This window comes from Micromonospora costi (genome assembly GCF_003626655.1).
GTDB classification, from domain to species: domain Bacteria; phylum Actinomycetota; class Actinomycetes; order Mycobacteriales; family Micromonosporaceae; genus Micromonospora; species Micromonospora costi.
This window is the reverse complement of the sequence record NZ_RBAN01000001.1, coordinates 2,036,096-2,050,484: the sequence shown is the minus strand read 5'-3', so window position 1 is coordinate 2,050,484 and position 14,389 is coordinate 2,036,096. Positions and strand designations below refer to the sequence as shown.

Sequence of the window (14,389 nt, the reverse complement as noted above, 5' to 3'; positions counted from 1 at the left end):
CGAGCGGTAGCCAGGGATTCAGCGCTGGCTACCGCGAGCCGGCAGCGCCGCATCCTCGTGCTCCCGCGGGGATGGCCAGGTCGGTGGACGATGAGTTTCGACGGGGTGGCCGGTCTATCACGCTGACCGTTCTCCGTTCAGACCTGGAGTTGCCATGCCTGCTTCGCCCGTCATCGTCAGCCTGCCGATCGCCGACCGCCCGACGTCGTACCGCTTCTACTCGGAGGCACTCGGCCTGGCGGCGCTCGGCGAGCCGGCGGCGGACGGAGTCCCGGAGCCGCTGCAGTTCGTCGTGAACGACGGCCTGCGGTTGATGTTGGTGCCGAGCGGCGGCTTCGGCTGGGTCATCGGCGACCACGAGGTCGCCGACCGGGGCCACACCGAGTGCGTGCTCGGCCTGACCGCCGAGAGCCCCGCCGAGGTCCAGCGGATCGTCGACCAGGCCCAGTCCGCGGGCGCCCGCGTCGTGACGCCGCCGACGGACCAGCCGTGGGGTTACGTCGCCACCTTCGCCGACCCCGACGGTCACCTCTGGATGGTGACGGCCGCCTGAGCGGGCGGGCGGACCGGCCGAGGGTTACCCGGGTTCCTGGATGTCGCGGTGTCCGGGTGTCGTGGACACCGCGCCTTCGGGGACGCCGAGTCGATCACTCACTCGGGCCACAGACAGATGTATGCGTTTCGCATATACTGGTTGTATGGAGTCGAGTCTCGAGGCAGCGATCAACGAGTGGCACGCGAGCGTGAACGATGGCGACCTCGGGAGGTCGGCGAGGGCGGTCGGGAATCCGGTCGTCGTCCTGGGACCGAAGGGCGCCGGCCCGATCACGCCCGAGCAGTTCGCCGACTGGGTGGAGCGCTCGGGCATCAGACTGGTCCCGCGCTCGTGGCACCCGGTCAGTGATCGACTCATGGTCGTGGAACAGGACGCGACCTGGCCCGAGAGTGCGGGGCCGGTCCGGGTGGCGACGGTGTTCCGGGCGGCCGACGGGAAGATCACTGCGGCGCTCCGGCTGCCCGACCTGAGGTCGGCGCTCGAACTGGCCTACATCTGCCGCGAGATGGCGGCGACCGAATGAACCCGCAGGGTCCGGGCCAGGTGCTGTTCGCCTTCGTCCGGCACTGGGCGCGTAGGTCTTCGCTCGGCGATCCGGGGGCGGCCGAGCAGGGCCGGCTGGTGCTCGTCGCGGAGGCGGTCCACGCCCTCACCGAGCGCGGGATCGCCGCGACCGTCAACGCGGTGGCTCACGAGATCGGCATCGACCAGAGCGGAGCCTCGCGGCTGATCAAGAGCGCGACCGAGGCGGGACACCTGTCCATCGAGGCGTCCCGGGCAGATGGTCGCCGCCGGGAGGTGTCGCTCACCGGGGCAGGTCGATCCATGCTGGACGAGGCTCATCGCTGGCAGGAGCAGGTCTTCGACCAGTTGACCGCCGATTGGAGCGACGGGCGGCGGCGCGACTTCCAACGGGCCATGACGGACCTCATCGACCGGTCCTACGCGCTCGACGTGTGACCCGCCCCGGCTACTGGCCGAACGTGTACCGCAGGTTCGCGTTGATCAACTGGTTGAGCCGCTTGCGTAGGTGCCCGAGCAACGACGGTTCCGGCAGTTCGGGCAGGAGGAGGGTCCAGCGGAGGGCGGTGCCGCCGGCGCCGTCGGACGGCAGGTCGAAGCGCACGACGGCGTCCGGCTGCCGGGGCCAGATGGAGGACCAGACGACGAGCCCGGGCCGCTCGGCACGCAGCGTCCGAGGGCGCTGCTCGTCATCGATGAGTACGAGCCACGGGCGGCTCAGGTCCCGGTCCGGCTCGGTCAGCGCCTCGAAGACCACGTGAGGTGGTGCCGGTTGGTTCCGCCTGCGGCTGCCAGCGTCGATCACACCCAAGGCTAGATCCGGACTCCGACGCCACGGGCATCTAACGGACGCCGACGGGCTGCCACCGCTGGGAGCCCGCCAGGCGAGCTGTATACCCTGCCAGGGGTGAGCCTGCCCCTGCCTGCCGGTGACTACCGGGCCTACCTCTTCGACTGCGACGGGACCGTCGCCGACTCGATGCCCCTGCACCACGTCGCCTGGCAGCAGGCGCTCGCGGAGTGGGGCTGCGACCTGCCGGAGGACCTCTTCTACGCGTGGGGCGGCCGGCCGGTGGCGGACATCATCGTCGACCTGAACGAGCGGCACGGTCTCGCCATGCCGGTGGCGGCCGTCGCCGAACGCCGGGAGGACCTCTACCGGGAACTCCTGCCACGGCTCACCGCGGTGCCCGGCGTCCTCGACCACATCAACGAGGCGTACCGGCGGGTGCCGTTCGCGGTCGTCTCCGGCAGCACCCGCGAGTCCGTCACCGCGTCGCTCACCACGCTGGGCCTGCTCGACCGGTTCGACGTGCTGGTCTGCGCCGGTGACTACGCGAACGCCAAGCCCCACCCGGAGGCCTTTCTACGGGCCGCCGACCTGCTCGGTGTCGCCCCGCAGGACTGCCTCGTGTTCGAGGACACCGACATGGGAATCCAGGCCGCCACGGCCGCCGGGATGGCCTCCGTACGCGTGCCGCACCCGCGGACCCGGTAGCGACCCGGCCGCCCCCGCACCCGCGGACCCGGTAAGCGACCCGGCGCTTCCGCGCGGCCCCGCCCGCTCGACGCGGCCGGGCGCGCCTCGACGCACCGGCGCGGCCCGCCGGTCAGCCGGCGTCGAGCCCCGACGTGTCCCGGCCGTACTCCCGCTCGACGGTGGCGACCCGGACCCGGTAGTCCTCGTACCAGACGTCGCGGCCCCGCCGCTGGGCGACGAGGTGCGCGGCCACCCGTTTCCAGCCCTGTGCCGCCGCCTGGTCCGTCCAGTACGACACGGTGATCCCGACACCCTCCCGGGCGGACTCGACGCCGAGGAAGCCCGGTTGCTCCCGGGCGAGGGCGTCCAGCGAGGCGGACATCACGGCGTACCCGTTGTCGCCGGGCGTGCGGACGGACGTGAAGATGACCGCCACGTACGGCGGTTCCGGGGTGTCGGCGAAGGGGTGGCTCGACATGGCGCCAGCATGGCACGGCGCCGGTAACCGGGGTGCGTGGGTCGGGCGGCGGGCGTAGAAATGCGCTGTGCTGATCGACCACTGGCCCCTGCTGGGGCTGCGCCTGCGCACCGACCGCCTGGAGCTGCGGCTCCCGACCGACGACGAGCTCGCCGACCTCGCCGACCTGGCCGTACACGGTGTCCACCGGCCCGACGAGCGGCCCTTCCTGACCCCGTGGACCGACCTGCCGCCGCGGGAGCTGGCGCGGCGGGTGGTGCAGTGGCAGTGGCAGACCCGCGGCGAGTGGACGCCGCAGCGGTGGACGCTGCAACTGGCGGTGTTCGCGCACGGCCGTCCGGTGGGCGTCCAGCAGGTCTCCGGTCGTGACTTCGCCGTGCTGCGTGAGGTGAAGAGCGCGTCCTGGCTCGGCCTGGAACACCACGGGCAGGGCATCGGGCGGGAGATGCGGGCCGCCATGCTGCACCTGGCGTTCGCGGGCCTCGACGCCGAGTACGCCGTCACCGAGTCCTTCGCCGACAACCCCGCCCCGCTGGCGGTTTCGAAGCGGCTGGGCTACCAGCCCGACGGGATCAGCCGGGACGTCCTGCACGGCGAGGTACGTGTCTCGGAGCGGCTGCGGTTGAGCCGGCGCGACTGGGCGGCGAGCGACCGTGCCGCCGTCACCGTCGACGGCCTCGACGCCTGCCGGGAGTTGTTCGGGCTTCCGCCAGCGGACTGAGCGCCGCCGCGAGGTCCCGAATCCGCCGGTGTGGCGGTCTCCGGCAGTCCCGGACACCGCCACATCGCCGACTCCGGGTGCCGTCGGGTCAGGCGGCCCGCCGTCCCGCTGTTCGCGGCGCGCGCTCCTCGGCCCACTGGGTCCGTCGAACCATGTCGGGGGTGGCGCGCAGGCGCGCCGGGTTCTCCGCACAGTCAGTACCCCGAGGCGCCGGGCCAAACGTCCGTCAGGCGTCGGCGGGTTCGGGCAGGTCGCGCAGGCGGCGGACGGGCGAGAAGAGCACCCAGAGCACGCCGGTCAGCGCGCCCACGGTCGCGATCCAGAGAGCTTCCCGTACGCCGATGGCGGCCCCGAGGCCCCCACCGATCAGCGCACCGATCGGGCGGATGCCGTAGTTGATGGTGCGCCGGACGCCGGTGGCCCGGGCCAGCAGCGGTTCCGGGGTGATCGCCGTCTGCACCGCGCCGGCCACGATGTCGAGCATCATCACCCCGACCGCGCAGAGGAACTCGGCGGCGAAGAGCGTGCCCAGCACGAGCGGTGTCGGCCCACCGGCCAGCGGGACGAGGATCAGCGGCGCGGGGAAGAGCACGAGCCCGACCAGGAGGGCGGGCCCGACGCCGAACCGGCGCGTGAACCTCCCCGTGATCGCCGCGCCGAGCAGGCCACCCACGGCGCCCGCGCCGAGCACGACGCCGAGCAGCCCGGGGGAGAGGCCCAGGTGCCGGGTGGCGTAGAGCACGAACAGCGCGGCGAACATGAAGTTGAACAGGTTGACCGTGGTCGTGCCGAGCAGGATCGCCCGGATCATCGGCGTCCGGGCGATGAACCGTAGACCGGCGACGATCCCCAGGCCGGCATCGCGGTTCGGCGCCGGCTCCGCGGGCCGGATGCGCCCCAGGAAGTACGCGGACACGACGTACGACAGCGCGTCGGTGACCAGGGCGATCGGCGCGGTGAGCACCTGCACCAGGACGCCGCCGATGCTCGGCCCGGCGACCAGGGACATCGCCCGGCTGCCGTTGATCAGGGTGTTCGCCTCGACGTAGTCGGGCCGCTTCACCAGGGACACGATGAGCGCACCGCGGGCGACCTCGAAGAACACCGCGAGCGTGCCCATCGCGAAGGCCACGGCGTAGAGCTGGGGCATGGTGAGCAGGTCGAACAGGTAGGCCGCCGGAATCGTGGCCAGGAGCAGCGCCCGGCCGATGTCGGTGAGCACCATGATTCGCCGCTTGTACGGCAGCCGGTCCACCCAGGCCCCGGCGATCAGCGAGAACAGCAGGTTCGGCGTGAGCAGGGCGGCGGTGAGGTAGCCCATCTCGGCCGGGCCGGCGCCGGTGCTGAGCACGGCCAGCAGCGGCAGCGCCAGCGTGGTGACCTCGTCGCCGAAGTAGGACACGGTCTGCGCCGACCAGTACCGCCGGAACGTCACCTCGCGCAGCAACCGCGGCAGCCGGCGATGAAGGAGCGATCGTGGGGCGGGGGCCGGGATCGGGCCGGCGGCGGTCGGGATCGGGGTGGTGGCGGTCGTGTCGGGAGCGGGGGTGACGACCGGGGTGGTGGGCGGGTCACCGCTCATCGCGGTCAGCCGCCCTCTTCGGGTCGGATTCGCCCTCGCCGGCCTCGGGGGCCGCCGGTGGCGGCAGGACGGCGAGGCGTACGAAGCTGACCCGGCGCGAGCCGGCCGGCCGCCGTGAGGGGTCGGTGATGCGGTCGTCGTACGTGGACAGGACGGCGTCGATCCGCTCATCCAGCTCGGCCAGCTCCTCGGGCGTGACGTGGAGCGGCCAGTCGGAGAACGCGGTCACGGCCCGCCAGGCCGCCGGCTCCTCGGGGCGGCGGGCGAGGAACTCCTGGGCCCGGCGGGTGTAGAGAGCGAGCTGCGCCGCGTTGAGCTCGTCGGTGGCGGCGCGCACCTGCGGGTCGTCGGAGTCGTCGTCCCAGTAGGTGGCGAGGGCCGTGGCGCGCCAGGGCCGCTCCCGGCCGTCGGCGCCGGGCGCCCGCTCGGCGAGTCCGTACTTGGCGAGCTGTCGCAGGTGGAAGGAGCAGCTGGCCACGCTCTCGCCGAGCTGTTCGGCGGCCCGGGTGGCGGTCGTCGGCCCCTGGGCACGCAGCAACGCGATCAGGGACATCCGCAGCGGATGGGCGTAGCCCCGCAGCGCCTTCGGATCGGTGAGCGTCACCCGGGGCAGCGTCATAAGCTAAAGCTATCTTTAGAAAGATATCTTTAGCAACCGCCAACCCCCCGCGATCTTGCACTTTCGGCCCCGGCAAAGCGGCGTAAAAGCCGCATCTAAGGGGCACAAAGTGCAAGATCGCGGGGAGGGGGAGCCCCTTACACGTACAGTTTCTGCGTGTAGCCGGGGCCGTAGTGGCGCTCCAGATCGGCGAGGTCCAGCTCCGGCGCCTCGACCTCCTTGACCAGGCGGGCCCGGGAGGGGAGCGCCTCCGGCTGCCAGGTCTCCGGCTTCCACAACTCGGACCGGAGGAACGCCTTCGCGCAGTGGTAGAAGATCTGCTCGATCTCCACCACCACGGCGAGGACCGGCCGGTGGCCCTTGACCGTCAGCTCGTCGAACCAGGGCGCGTCCCGCACCAGGCGGGCTCGGCCGTTGATCCGCAGCGTGTCGGGCCGCCCGGGAATGAAGAAGATCAACCCGACGTGCGGGTTGTCCAGGATGTTGCGGTAGCCGTCCGCCCGCCGGTTGCCCGGGCGCTCCGGGACCGCGATGGTCCGGTCGTCGAGCACGAGGGTGAACCCGGGCGGGTCCCCCTTCGGCGACACGTCGCAGCTGCCGTCCGCCCCCGCGGTGGCGACCAGGCAGAACGGCGAGGCGGCCAGCCACTCCCGGTCCCGCTCGTGCAGGCGTGTGCGCTCCTTGTTGGCCGCCCGCGCGTTCGGCGTACCGAGCAGTTCACGTAGTTCGTCGTGCGACGTGATCTCCACCGTCACGTGACCCTCCCCCGAGGCGTTGACCATGATGGCGGCGCCGCCACCCTGCGACCCCGACCGCCAGCCTAGTGAGCGCGGCCAGCGCCAGGTTTGCCCGCCGGAGCCGGGGGTACCGCCTTCGCGACGCGCGCGGACCGACCAGTGGAGGCCGGAGATGGAGAGCCGATCCGTCGTCGCGCGGCGAGGGGAGGTGCCGCCGGCATGAGCGACCAGGGCGGAGGGTTCGGGCGCGGCTGGCTGAGCCGGCAGCAGGGCTGGGACCCGATGGGCGAACTCCAGTCGCTCCGCGCCGAGCTGCGCCGGCTCGTGGGCGGCCGGTCCGGGCCCCCGGACGTGGAGCTGGGCGAGACGGCCGAGGGCTGGGAGGTGGTGGTGCGGCTCCCCGGCGTGGCACCGGAGGAGGTGGCGGTCGAGCTGGACGACCGGGAACTCTGCGTACGGGCCCGCTCCGAGGCGGAGGTCAACGCCGACCACGGCATCCCCGGTGGCTTCGAGACGCGCGGCTTCGAGTACCGCGTCGACCTGCCGTCCCGCGTGGACCCGAACGGGATCGACGCGGTCATGGACCACGGGCTGCTCCGCGTCCGCCTGCCGCGCGCCGCCCGGCCCACGCCGCGCACGATCACCGTCGGCCGTGCCGGGCCGCGCACCGGTCCGCTCGGCGGCCGTACGCCGGCTCCGGGCGATCCCGCCGCGGACCGGGAGCTGCACCGGCCCGACACCGCAGCCGGCGAGATCGACCGGCCGTAGGGCCGCGTGGTCGCCCTGTCCCTGCTCGGCCCGGTCGCCGAGCGCGTACCCGAGGTCGAGCGGATCGCCGTGCTGCGCGCCAACGCGCTCGGCGACTTCATCTTCGTGCTGCCCGCGCTGGACGCGCTGCGCGCCGCGTACCCCGAGGCGGAGATCGTGCTGCTCGGCGCGCCCTGGCACGCGAAGCTGTGGCGCGACCGCCCCGGCCCGGTGGACCGGGTGCTCGTGGTGCCGCCGGCGGACGGCATCCGCCACCCGGAGCCCGACGAGCCGGCCGCGAGCCTTGACGACTTCCTGGCCGGGGCCCGCAAGGAACGCTTCGACCTGGCGTTGCAGCTTCACGGGGGCGGCGCCAACTCGAACCCGCTGATCTCCGCGCTAGGCGCGCGGGTGACGGCCGGGCTGCGGACGGAGAGCGCGCCGCCGCTGGACCGCTGGATCCGGTACGTCTACTACCAGCACGAGGTGATCCGCTACCTGGAGGTCGCCGCCCTCGTCGGGGCACCGGCCACCACGATCCTGCCCGCCCTGGCCGTCACCGACGCCGACCGGACCGAGGCCGCGCGGGTGCTCGGGCCGGCGCGCGGGCCGCGCGTGGCGCTGCATCCGGGTGCGACCGACACCCGCCGGCGCTGGCCCGCCGAGCGCTTCGCCGAGGTCGCCCGCGAGCTGGTCGGCGACGGGTGCGAGGTGCTGGTCACCGGGACGCCCGCCGAGCGGGAGCTGGTCGACCGGGTCGTCGAGGCGGCCGGGGTGCCGCTGCGACCGCAGGTCGGCACGCTGAGCCTCGGCGGGCTGGCCGGCTGCTACGCCGGCTGCGCGCTGGTCGTCTCCAACGACACCGGGCCGCTGCACCTGGCGGCGGCGGTGGGGACCTCGACGGTCGGGATCTTCTGGGTCGGCAACTTCATCAACACCGCGAGCCCGCTGCGCGGCCGCCACCGCCCGATCAGCTCGTGGACGGTGCACTGCCCGGTCTGCGGCGTCGACTGCACGCCCGGGATCTACCCGCACCGCCCCGGCGACGGCGAGTGCCCGCACCGGGACTCGTTCGTCACCGACGTGCCCGTCGCCGAGGTGCTCGAAGCGGCGCGGGAACTGCTCCGTCCCGAGCCCGGCGCCCCCTGACCCCGACCGGCGGTCAGGCGGGCTGCGGGGCGTCCTCGTCGGCGAGGACGACCTCCCACGCCTCCACGTCCCGCTCGGTGACCGTCGTGGGCGACTCCAGGTGGTACGCGCCGCTGGGCAGCACTCCCGCGCCGCCGTGGCGCGCCAGCACGGCGAGCTGGGCGGCGACGTCCTCGCCCTGGTGCTTCTCCTGCACCCGGCGCCAGAAGTCGAACCCGCCCGACTCGACGAGCTTGGCCCGGTCGTAGAGCACGCACCCGCCGATCCACGACACCTTGTACGCCCGCCACGCGCCCGGCGGCAGAGCCAGCTTCTCGGTGATGTGCAGCAGGTTCGCCGCGGGGTGGATCTGCGCCCGGTCCCACTCCGGGGTGCCCGGGCGGATCCGCTCCGGCACCGGCGCGCCGATCCACTCCTCGTAGTGCGCGTGGGTCTCCGGGCGCACGTCGTCGACGTACGAGAGACCGTGCACCGCGTTGCCCACGAACCCGCAGCCCAGCTCGCGGATCGCCGTCACCAGCCGGTGCAGCGTCCCCGGCTCCAGCCAGACGTCGTCGTCGAGGCAGAGCACGTACCGGGCGGTCGACGCGTCCAGCAGGTACGCCCGGTGCTCGGCCAGCCCCCGCCGTGGCAGCCGGCGGGTGAGCAGCACCGGGTGCCCCCGGTGACGCAGCGCCCGGACCATGGTGGCGGCTGCCGGGTGGGCGTACGCCGGCTCCCCGTCGGACTGGTCGCTGACCACCACCCCGAACCCGGGCGCGCCCTCCTGGGCGGCCAGCCCGGAGAGGGTGACCGCCAGTTCGGCGGGGCGGTTGCGGGTCGGTATCAGCACGTCGACCAGCCGGTCGGCGCGGAACTGCTCCCGCTCGCCCGGCTCCAGCGGGCGGTTCACGACGGCTTGCGGGACAGCGACGGGTCGGTCTCCCGCTGCGGGCCGTGCGACCGGATGCGCTCGATGATCCGCGAGGTGGACCGGTCCGGCACGTAGCCGAGGGTGCGTACCTGCCCGCCGAGCCGGCGGACCAGCGGCGCCTCGGGCACCATCTCCGGCGGGTAGTCCCCGCCCTTGACGTAGACGTCCGGACGGACGGCCTTGATCAGCTCGGCCGGTGAGTCCTCCTCGAAGACCACCACGTGGTCCACGCAGGACAGCGCGCCGAGCAGCGTGGCCCTGTCCTCGACCGGGTTCACCGGGCGGTCCGGGCCCTTCAGCCGGCGTACGCTGCCGTCGGAGTTCACCGCCACGACGAGCAGGTCGCCGAGCCGGCGGGCCTGTTCCAGATACCGCACGTGCCCTGGGTGCAGCACGTCGAAACAGCCGTTGGTGAAGACCACCGAGCGGCCCGCGCCCCGGTGCTCGTCCACGATGGCCGCCAGCTCGTCCGCGCCGACCAGCACCGGGTGCCCGGCGTCCGGGGCGGGCGTCTCTTCCAGCGCGGTGAGCAGATCCTCCCGCCGGCAGACACACGTCCCGGTGTCCGACACCGTGATGGTGGCCGTGAGCTGGGCGAGCTGCGCCGCGGTCGACAGGGGGGCGTCGGCGGCCAGCGCCAGCGTCATGGCCGCCAGGTACGCGTCCCCGGCGCCGACGGCGTGACTGGCCGGCACCGGCGTGCTGTGGCTGCGGCGGCGCTCGCCGTCGGCCCCGCCGACCACGGCGCCCTCGGTGTCCAGGGTCACCGCCACCACGTCGGCGCCGGTGTGCGCGTGCAGTTCGGCGAGGCGGGACTCGGCCAGCACCGCCCGGTCGACGCCCTCACCGGCCTCCGCGTTCACCGTGACGCCGGTGGCGGTCACGCTGAGCCCGTCGCCGGTCATGGACACCCGGTCCTCGCCGGGGGTCGGTTCGCCGGTCGGGCCGGTCCGGTCGGCGCGTGTCGCGGCCCCGGTCGTCGGGACCTGCACCCGCGACGTCCGCTCGCCGGGCGCCGCGCCCACGCTCAGCTCGGACGGGCCGTCGGTCGGGTCGTTGTCCGGGTGGTCCAGGTGCAGCTCGGCCCCACCGCCGGTACGCGCCGCGCCGGCGGCTCGGGCCAGCAGCCGGGTCGCCTCGGCGAAGCTCGGGGTCACCACGGTGGGCGCCAGGCCGCGCCAGTCGGCGAGGTCGTGGGCGTCCAGCGCCACGGTGGCGTACCGCTCCCGGTTGGCCACCAGCCACGCGCGTACCGGTGCGGGCAGGGCCCCGAGCCCGTAGTCGCAGACCACCAGCGTGGGGCGCTCCCCGCTCGCGGCGGCCCGCAGCTCCTCGGTGGCGCAGTCCAGCGCCGTGAGCAGCCGCTGCACGCCGTCCGGGTCGAGCGCGTCGTCCGGATCGCCGGAGTCCTCCCGGAGCAGGATCTGGCTGCCGGCCAGCATCCGACGCTTCACGGGGGTGTGCCGGCCGTGCTGGTTGACGGTACGGTCCCAGACTCCCGCCCGGTCCAGGCAGTCGTGCAGTTCGTCGCCGGCCACGTCCGCGCCGACCGGGGCGACCAGCACGGCCCGGCCGCCCAGCGCCGCGACGTTGACCGCGGTGTTCGCCGCGCCGCCGGCCGCGCTGATGCGCCGGCGCAGGGTGAGCACCGGCGCGGGGGCCTCCCGGCAGAGCCGGTCGGACTCCGCGAACCGCCATTCGTCGAGCATGGCGTCGCCGATCACCAGGACGGGGCGTCCCTGCCAGCTCTCCACGACGCTGGCGAGTCGCCGCTGTTCCGCTGCTGCTCCTGCCATGCCTTCCGGGATCCCCCCGGCCCGATGGGTCAAACCTGGGCCCGCGCCGGCCGGCACCGCTGCGGCCATCCGTGGTGCGGGTCACCGGATGCCGGGTTTCGCCCGTTGCGCCCCGGGAACGATCCGTAGGGACCCCCGGAGAGGAGACGATTCGAGATGGCAGCGACGACACTTCAGGGCAAGCGCATCGCGTTCCTCGCCGCCGACGGTGTCGAGGAGGTCGAGTACGTCCAGCCCCGGGAGGCGGTGGAGAACGCCGGCGCCACGGTCGAGCTGGTGTCGCTCAAGCCCGGCTCCATCCAGTCCTTCAACCACCTGGACCAGTCGAAGACGTACGACGTCGACGTCACCGCGGCGGACGCGGACGCCGGCAGCTACGACGCCCTGGTCCTGCCGGGCGGGGTGGCGAACCCGGACTTCCTGCGTACCGACCCGGACGCGGTGCGGTTCGTGCGGGCGTTCTTCGACGCCGGCAAGCCGGTCGGGGTGATCTGCCACGGGCCGTGGACGCTCGTCGAGGCCGACGTGGTGCGCGGCCGGCGGATCACGTCCTGGCCGAGCCTGCGCACCGACCTCACGAACGCGGGCGCGACCTGGGTGGACGAGCCGTGCGTCACCGACAACGGCCTGGTCAGCAGCCGCAAGCCGGACGACCTCCCGGCGTTCTGCGCGAAGATCGTCGAGGAGTTCGCCGAGGGTCGCCACTGACGATCCCCGGCCTCAGCGATCATGACGGTGGCGGCGGAACCGGTTCCCCGGTGACGCCGCCACCGCCGTGACCTGCGGGGTCAAGTTCGCCCGATCCGCCGGGCATGGCTCCAGCCCTGTGGGGAAGAAGGCCGGGTGACCACGGAAGCCCATGCCGCCCCGGTCCTGAACACTCGTCAGATCCGTCTGCTCATGGTCGGGCTGATGACCGGCATGCTGCTGGCGGCACTCGACCAGACCATCGTCGGTACGGCCCTGCCGACCATCGTCGGTGAGCTGGGCGGGATCAACCACTACTCGTGGGTGGTGACCGCGTACCTGCTCGCCTCGACCGCGTCGACGCCGCTCTACGGGAAGATGGCCGACCTGTACGGGCGCCGCCCGGTCTTCCTCTTCTCGATCGGCACGTTCCTCCTGGGGTCGCTGCTGGCGGGGCTGTCGCAGAACATGACCCAGCTGATCCTGACCCGAGGCATCCAGGGTCTGGGCGCCGGCGGTCTCATGACGCTCGCGTTCACCATCATCTCGGACGTGGTCTCGCCCCGGGAGCGCGGTCGCTACCAGGGTCTCTTCGGCGCGGTCTTCGGCATCTCGTCGGTGGCCGGCCCGCTCGTCGGCGGGTACTTCGCGGAGACCAACTGGCGGTGGATCTTCTACATCAACGTGCCCCTGGCGATCCTGGCCATCGTGGTCTGCTACCACGTCATGCGGCTCGTCCCGTTCCAGCGCCGCGACCACGCCATCGACTGGATCGGCGCGGGGCTTCTGGTCGCCGGCGTGAGTTCGTTGCTGCTGGCGCTGAGCTGGGCCGGCACCGAGTACGCCTGGAGCTCGCCGGTCATCCTGGGCCTGTTCGCGGCCGGCGCGGCGCTGGCGGTGCTGTTCGTGGTGCAGGAGTCGCGGGTCGCCGAGCCGATCCTGCCGCTGCGGCTGTTCCGCAACCGGACGTTCACGCTGGCCAACCTGGCCGGCTTCGTGCTCGGTCTGGTGATGTTCGGGTCGATCATCTTCATCCCGCTGTACCTCCAGATCGTCAAGGGCGCCTCGCCGACCCGCAGCGGTCTGCTGATGCTGCCCATGATGGCCGGCATCATCGTGACGTCGGTCCTGACCGGCCGGGCGATGAGCCGCATCGGCCGGTACAAGTGGTTCCCGGTGGTCGGCTCGGCGGTGCTGCTCGCCGGCATGCTGCTGTTCACCCAGCTGCACGTGAACAGCTCGCTCTGGACGGCGTTCGGCTACATGGTGGTGATCGGCGTCGGGCTGGGCCTGAGCATGCAGTCGCTGATCCTCGCCGTGCAGAACGCCGTCTCGATCCGGGACCTCGGGTCCGGTACGTCCTCGGCGACCTTCTTCCGGTCGTTGGGCGGGTCGTTCGGTGTCGCCATCCTCGGCGCGGCGCTGTCCTCGCGGCTCGCCAACGAGCTGACCCACCGGCTGCCCCCGGCCATCGCCCAGCTGCCGCCGCAGCAGCAGGCGGCCGTCGCGGCGAGCGGCGGCCCGAACATCTCGATCAACGACCCGGCGACGATCATGGCGCTGCCCGCGCCGGTGCGGTCCGCCATCCAGGCCGCGTTCGTGGAGGGGCTGCACCAGGTCTTCCTGACCGCCGGCCTGATCGCCATCGCGGCGGTGCTGGTCACGCTCGTGATGCCGAACGCGCAGCTGCGCGGCACCGGCCCGGCGGGCAACACCGGTGGCACCGACGGGCTGGGCGGCGAGGCCCCGGCGCCCGGCGGCAAGCCGCTGTCGCGGGAGTCCAAGGACCAGGCCGCCGCCGAGATGGAGGCCAAGTCCCAGACGATGATCTAGGACGGGCTCCGCGGGGCCCTGCCCGGGCCGTGGGTCACTTGAGGATCAGGCGGTTGGTCTGCTCGAAGACGTCGAGGTCGGCGAGGGTCTCCGGCACCGACGTCGAGAGCGGTGCGGGGAACTGGTCGCGGTGGAAGAAGGCCGCATCGGTGGTCTCGTCGGTCACCCGCGACAGCGTGCCGTCCCACTCCTCGACGCGGAACGCCGTGGTGAAGATCTGGTACGTGTGGCCGTACATGTTCGTGTTGGTGCGCTCCGGGCCGGTGTAGAGGGCGAACGCGCAGACCCGCAGCGCCCGGAGCCCGGTCTCCTCACGCACCTCGCGGACCGCGCAGTCGGCGATCGACTCACCCAGCTCCATGGCGCCGGCCGGCATGGCCCACTGGCCGTTGTCCGAGCGCCGGATCAACAGGACGCGCCCGGCGTTGTCGCGTACGACCGCCCGGGCACCGACGAACATCAGCGTCCGGTCCCCGGCCAGCGCGCGCAGCTGCCCCACGTACGAGTCGGCCCAGGAGATGCTCACCCGGACAATTTACGAGGCGCGGCCGGGGGCGGCCGGGTTTCCG

17 protein-coding genes are annotated in these 14,389 nt (G+C 73.1%); 9 read left to right on the top strand and 8 right to left on the bottom strand.

Going from position 1 to position 14,389, the window contains the following annotated elements; genetic code table 11:
• Nucleotides 1-154 precede the first annotated feature (154 nt).
• The 3 genes from D7193_RS09350 to D7193_RS09340 all read left to right on the top strand — a co-directional run bounded on the left by D7193_RS09350 (nucleotide 155) and on the right by D7193_RS09340 (nucleotide 1,516).
• Nucleotides 155-553 carry a VOC family protein gene (locus D7193_RS09350; RefSeq protein ID WP_120778872.1) on the top strand — a complete coding sequence of 133 codons (399 nt, stop codon included), beginning with the start codon at nucleotides 155-157 and terminating at the stop codon, nucleotides 551-553.
• A 145-nt stretch (nucleotides 554-698) separates the two neighbouring features.
• Nucleotides 699-1,079, top strand: a complete 381-nt coding sequence (locus D7193_RS09345; RefSeq protein ID WP_120778871.1) for a hypothetical protein — start codon at nucleotides 699-701, stop codon at nucleotides 1,077-1,079.
• Entirely contained in the window at nucleotides 1,076-1,516 is a 441-nt protein-coding gene (locus D7193_RS09340; RefSeq protein WP_120778870.1) for a MarR family winged helix-turn-helix transcriptional regulator, read from the top strand. Before D7193_RS09345 ends, D7193_RS09340 begins: the two co-directional genes overlap by 4 nt.
• A gap of 10 nt (nucleotides 1,517-1,526) precedes the next feature.
• Here D7193_RS09340 and D7193_RS09335 read toward each other — a convergent pair whose 3' ends face one another.
• A complete protein-coding gene (locus D7193_RS09335; protein WP_120778869.1) occupies nucleotides 1,527-1,883 on the bottom strand; it encodes a hypothetical protein in 357 nt (118 codons plus the stop codon).
• Between the two features lie 102 nt (nucleotides 1,884-1,985).
• Between D7193_RS09335 and D7193_RS09330 the strand changes: the two genes are divergently transcribed.
• Nucleotides 1,986-2,576 (top strand): HAD family hydrolase, encoded by a 591-nt coding sequence (locus D7193_RS09330; protein ID WP_120778868.1) that lies wholly within the window; start codon nucleotides 1,986-1,988, stop codon nucleotides 2,574-2,576.
• 112 nt (nucleotides 2,577-2,688) lie between these two features.
• Here the strand turns inward: D7193_RS09330 and D7193_RS09325 are convergent, their stop codons facing one another.
• Complete coding sequence (locus D7193_RS09325; RefSeq protein WP_120778867.1) at nucleotides 2,689-3,036, bottom strand: antibiotic biosynthesis monooxygenase family protein; 348 nt, start codon at nucleotides 3,034-3,036, stop codon at nucleotides 2,689-2,691.
• A gap of 67 nt (nucleotides 3,037-3,103) precedes the next feature.
• Between D7193_RS09325 and D7193_RS09320 the strand changes: the two genes are divergently transcribed.
• A complete protein-coding gene (locus D7193_RS09320; protein ID WP_120778866.1) occupies nucleotides 3,104-3,757 on the top strand; it encodes a GNAT family N-acetyltransferase in 654 nt (217 codons plus the stop codon).
• A 226-nt stretch (nucleotides 3,758-3,983) separates the two neighbouring features.
• On the opposite strand, the gene D7193_RS09315 is transcribed toward D7193_RS09320, so the two are convergent.
• The 3 genes from D7193_RS09315 to D7193_RS09305 form a co-directional block, all read right to left on the bottom strand.
• Nucleotides 3,984-5,192 carry an MFS transporter gene (locus D7193_RS09315; protein ID WP_241562922.1) on the bottom strand — a complete coding sequence of 403 codons (1,209 nt, stop codon included), beginning with the start codon at nucleotides 5,190-5,192 and terminating at the stop codon, nucleotides 3,984-3,986.
• A gap of 136 nt (nucleotides 5,193-5,328) precedes the next feature.
• Nucleotides 5,329-5,958 (bottom strand): winged helix-turn-helix domain-containing protein, encoded by a 630-nt coding sequence (locus D7193_RS09310; protein ID WP_120778864.1) that lies wholly within the window; start codon nucleotides 5,956-5,958, stop codon nucleotides 5,329-5,331.
• Nucleotides 5,959-6,095: 137 nt separating this feature from the next.
• Entirely contained in the window at nucleotides 6,096-6,713 is a 618-nt protein-coding gene (locus D7193_RS09305; RefSeq protein WP_120778863.1) for a pyridoxamine 5'-phosphate oxidase family protein, read from the bottom strand.
• A gap of 201 nt (nucleotides 6,714-6,914) precedes the next feature.
• Here D7193_RS09305 and D7193_RS09300 point away from each other — a divergent pair, with 201 nt between their 5' ends.
• Nucleotides 6,915-7,463: an Hsp20/alpha crystallin family protein gene (locus D7193_RS09300; RefSeq protein ID WP_120778862.1), complete on the top strand. Its 549-nt coding sequence runs from the start codon at nucleotides 6,915-6,917 to the stop codon at nucleotides 7,461-7,463.
• 6 nt (nucleotides 7,464-7,469) lie between these two features.
• Complete coding sequence (locus D7193_RS09295; protein WP_120778861.1) at nucleotides 7,470-8,591, top strand: glycosyltransferase family 9 protein; 1,122 nt, start codon at nucleotides 7,470-7,472, stop codon at nucleotides 8,589-8,591.
• Between the two features lie 13 nt (nucleotides 8,592-8,604).
• Here D7193_RS09295 and D7193_RS09290 read toward each other — a convergent pair whose 3' ends face one another.
• Together D7193_RS09290 and rfaE2 are read right to left on the bottom strand one after the other, a co-directional pair.
• The gene (locus D7193_RS09290) at nucleotides 8,605-9,483 is read right to left on the bottom strand and encodes a glycosyltransferase family 2 protein (protein WP_120778860.1); all 879 of its coding nucleotides are present in this window, start codon (nucleotides 9,481-9,483) and stop codon (nucleotides 8,605-8,607) included.
• Nucleotides 9,480-11,300: a D-glycero-beta-D-manno-heptose 1-phosphate adenylyltransferase gene (gene rfaE2 / locus D7193_RS09285; RefSeq protein WP_120778859.1), complete on the bottom strand. Its 1,821-nt coding sequence runs from the start codon at nucleotides 11,298-11,300 to the stop codon at nucleotides 9,480-9,482. Before rfaE2 ends, D7193_RS09290 begins: the two co-directional genes overlap by 4 nt.
• 156 nt (nucleotides 11,301-11,456) lie before the next feature.
• On the opposite strand from rfaE2, the gene D7193_RS09280 reads away from it, so the two are divergent.
• Both D7193_RS09280 and D7193_RS09275 read left to right on the top strand, forming a co-directional pair.
• Nucleotides 11,457-12,008, top strand: coding sequence for a type 1 glutamine amidotransferase domain-containing protein (locus tag D7193_RS09280; RefSeq protein ID WP_120778858.1), 552 nt, complete (start codon nucleotides 11,457-11,459; stop codon nucleotides 12,006-12,008).
• 135 nt (nucleotides 12,009-12,143) lie between these two features.
• Nucleotides 12,144-13,820, top strand: coding sequence for an MDR family MFS transporter (locus D7193_RS09275; protein ID WP_241562859.1), 1,677 nt, complete (start codon nucleotides 12,144-12,146; stop codon nucleotides 13,818-13,820).
• Nucleotides 13,821-13,854: 34 nt separating this feature from the next.
• On the opposite strand, the gene D7193_RS09270 is transcribed toward D7193_RS09275, so the two are convergent.
• On the bottom strand, nucleotides 13,855-14,346 hold the full coding sequence (locus tag D7193_RS09270; protein ID WP_120778856.1) for an NUDIX domain-containing protein: 492 nt from the start codon (nucleotides 14,344-14,346) through the stop codon (nucleotides 13,855-13,857).
• Nucleotides 14,347-14,389 lie beyond the last annotated feature (43 nt).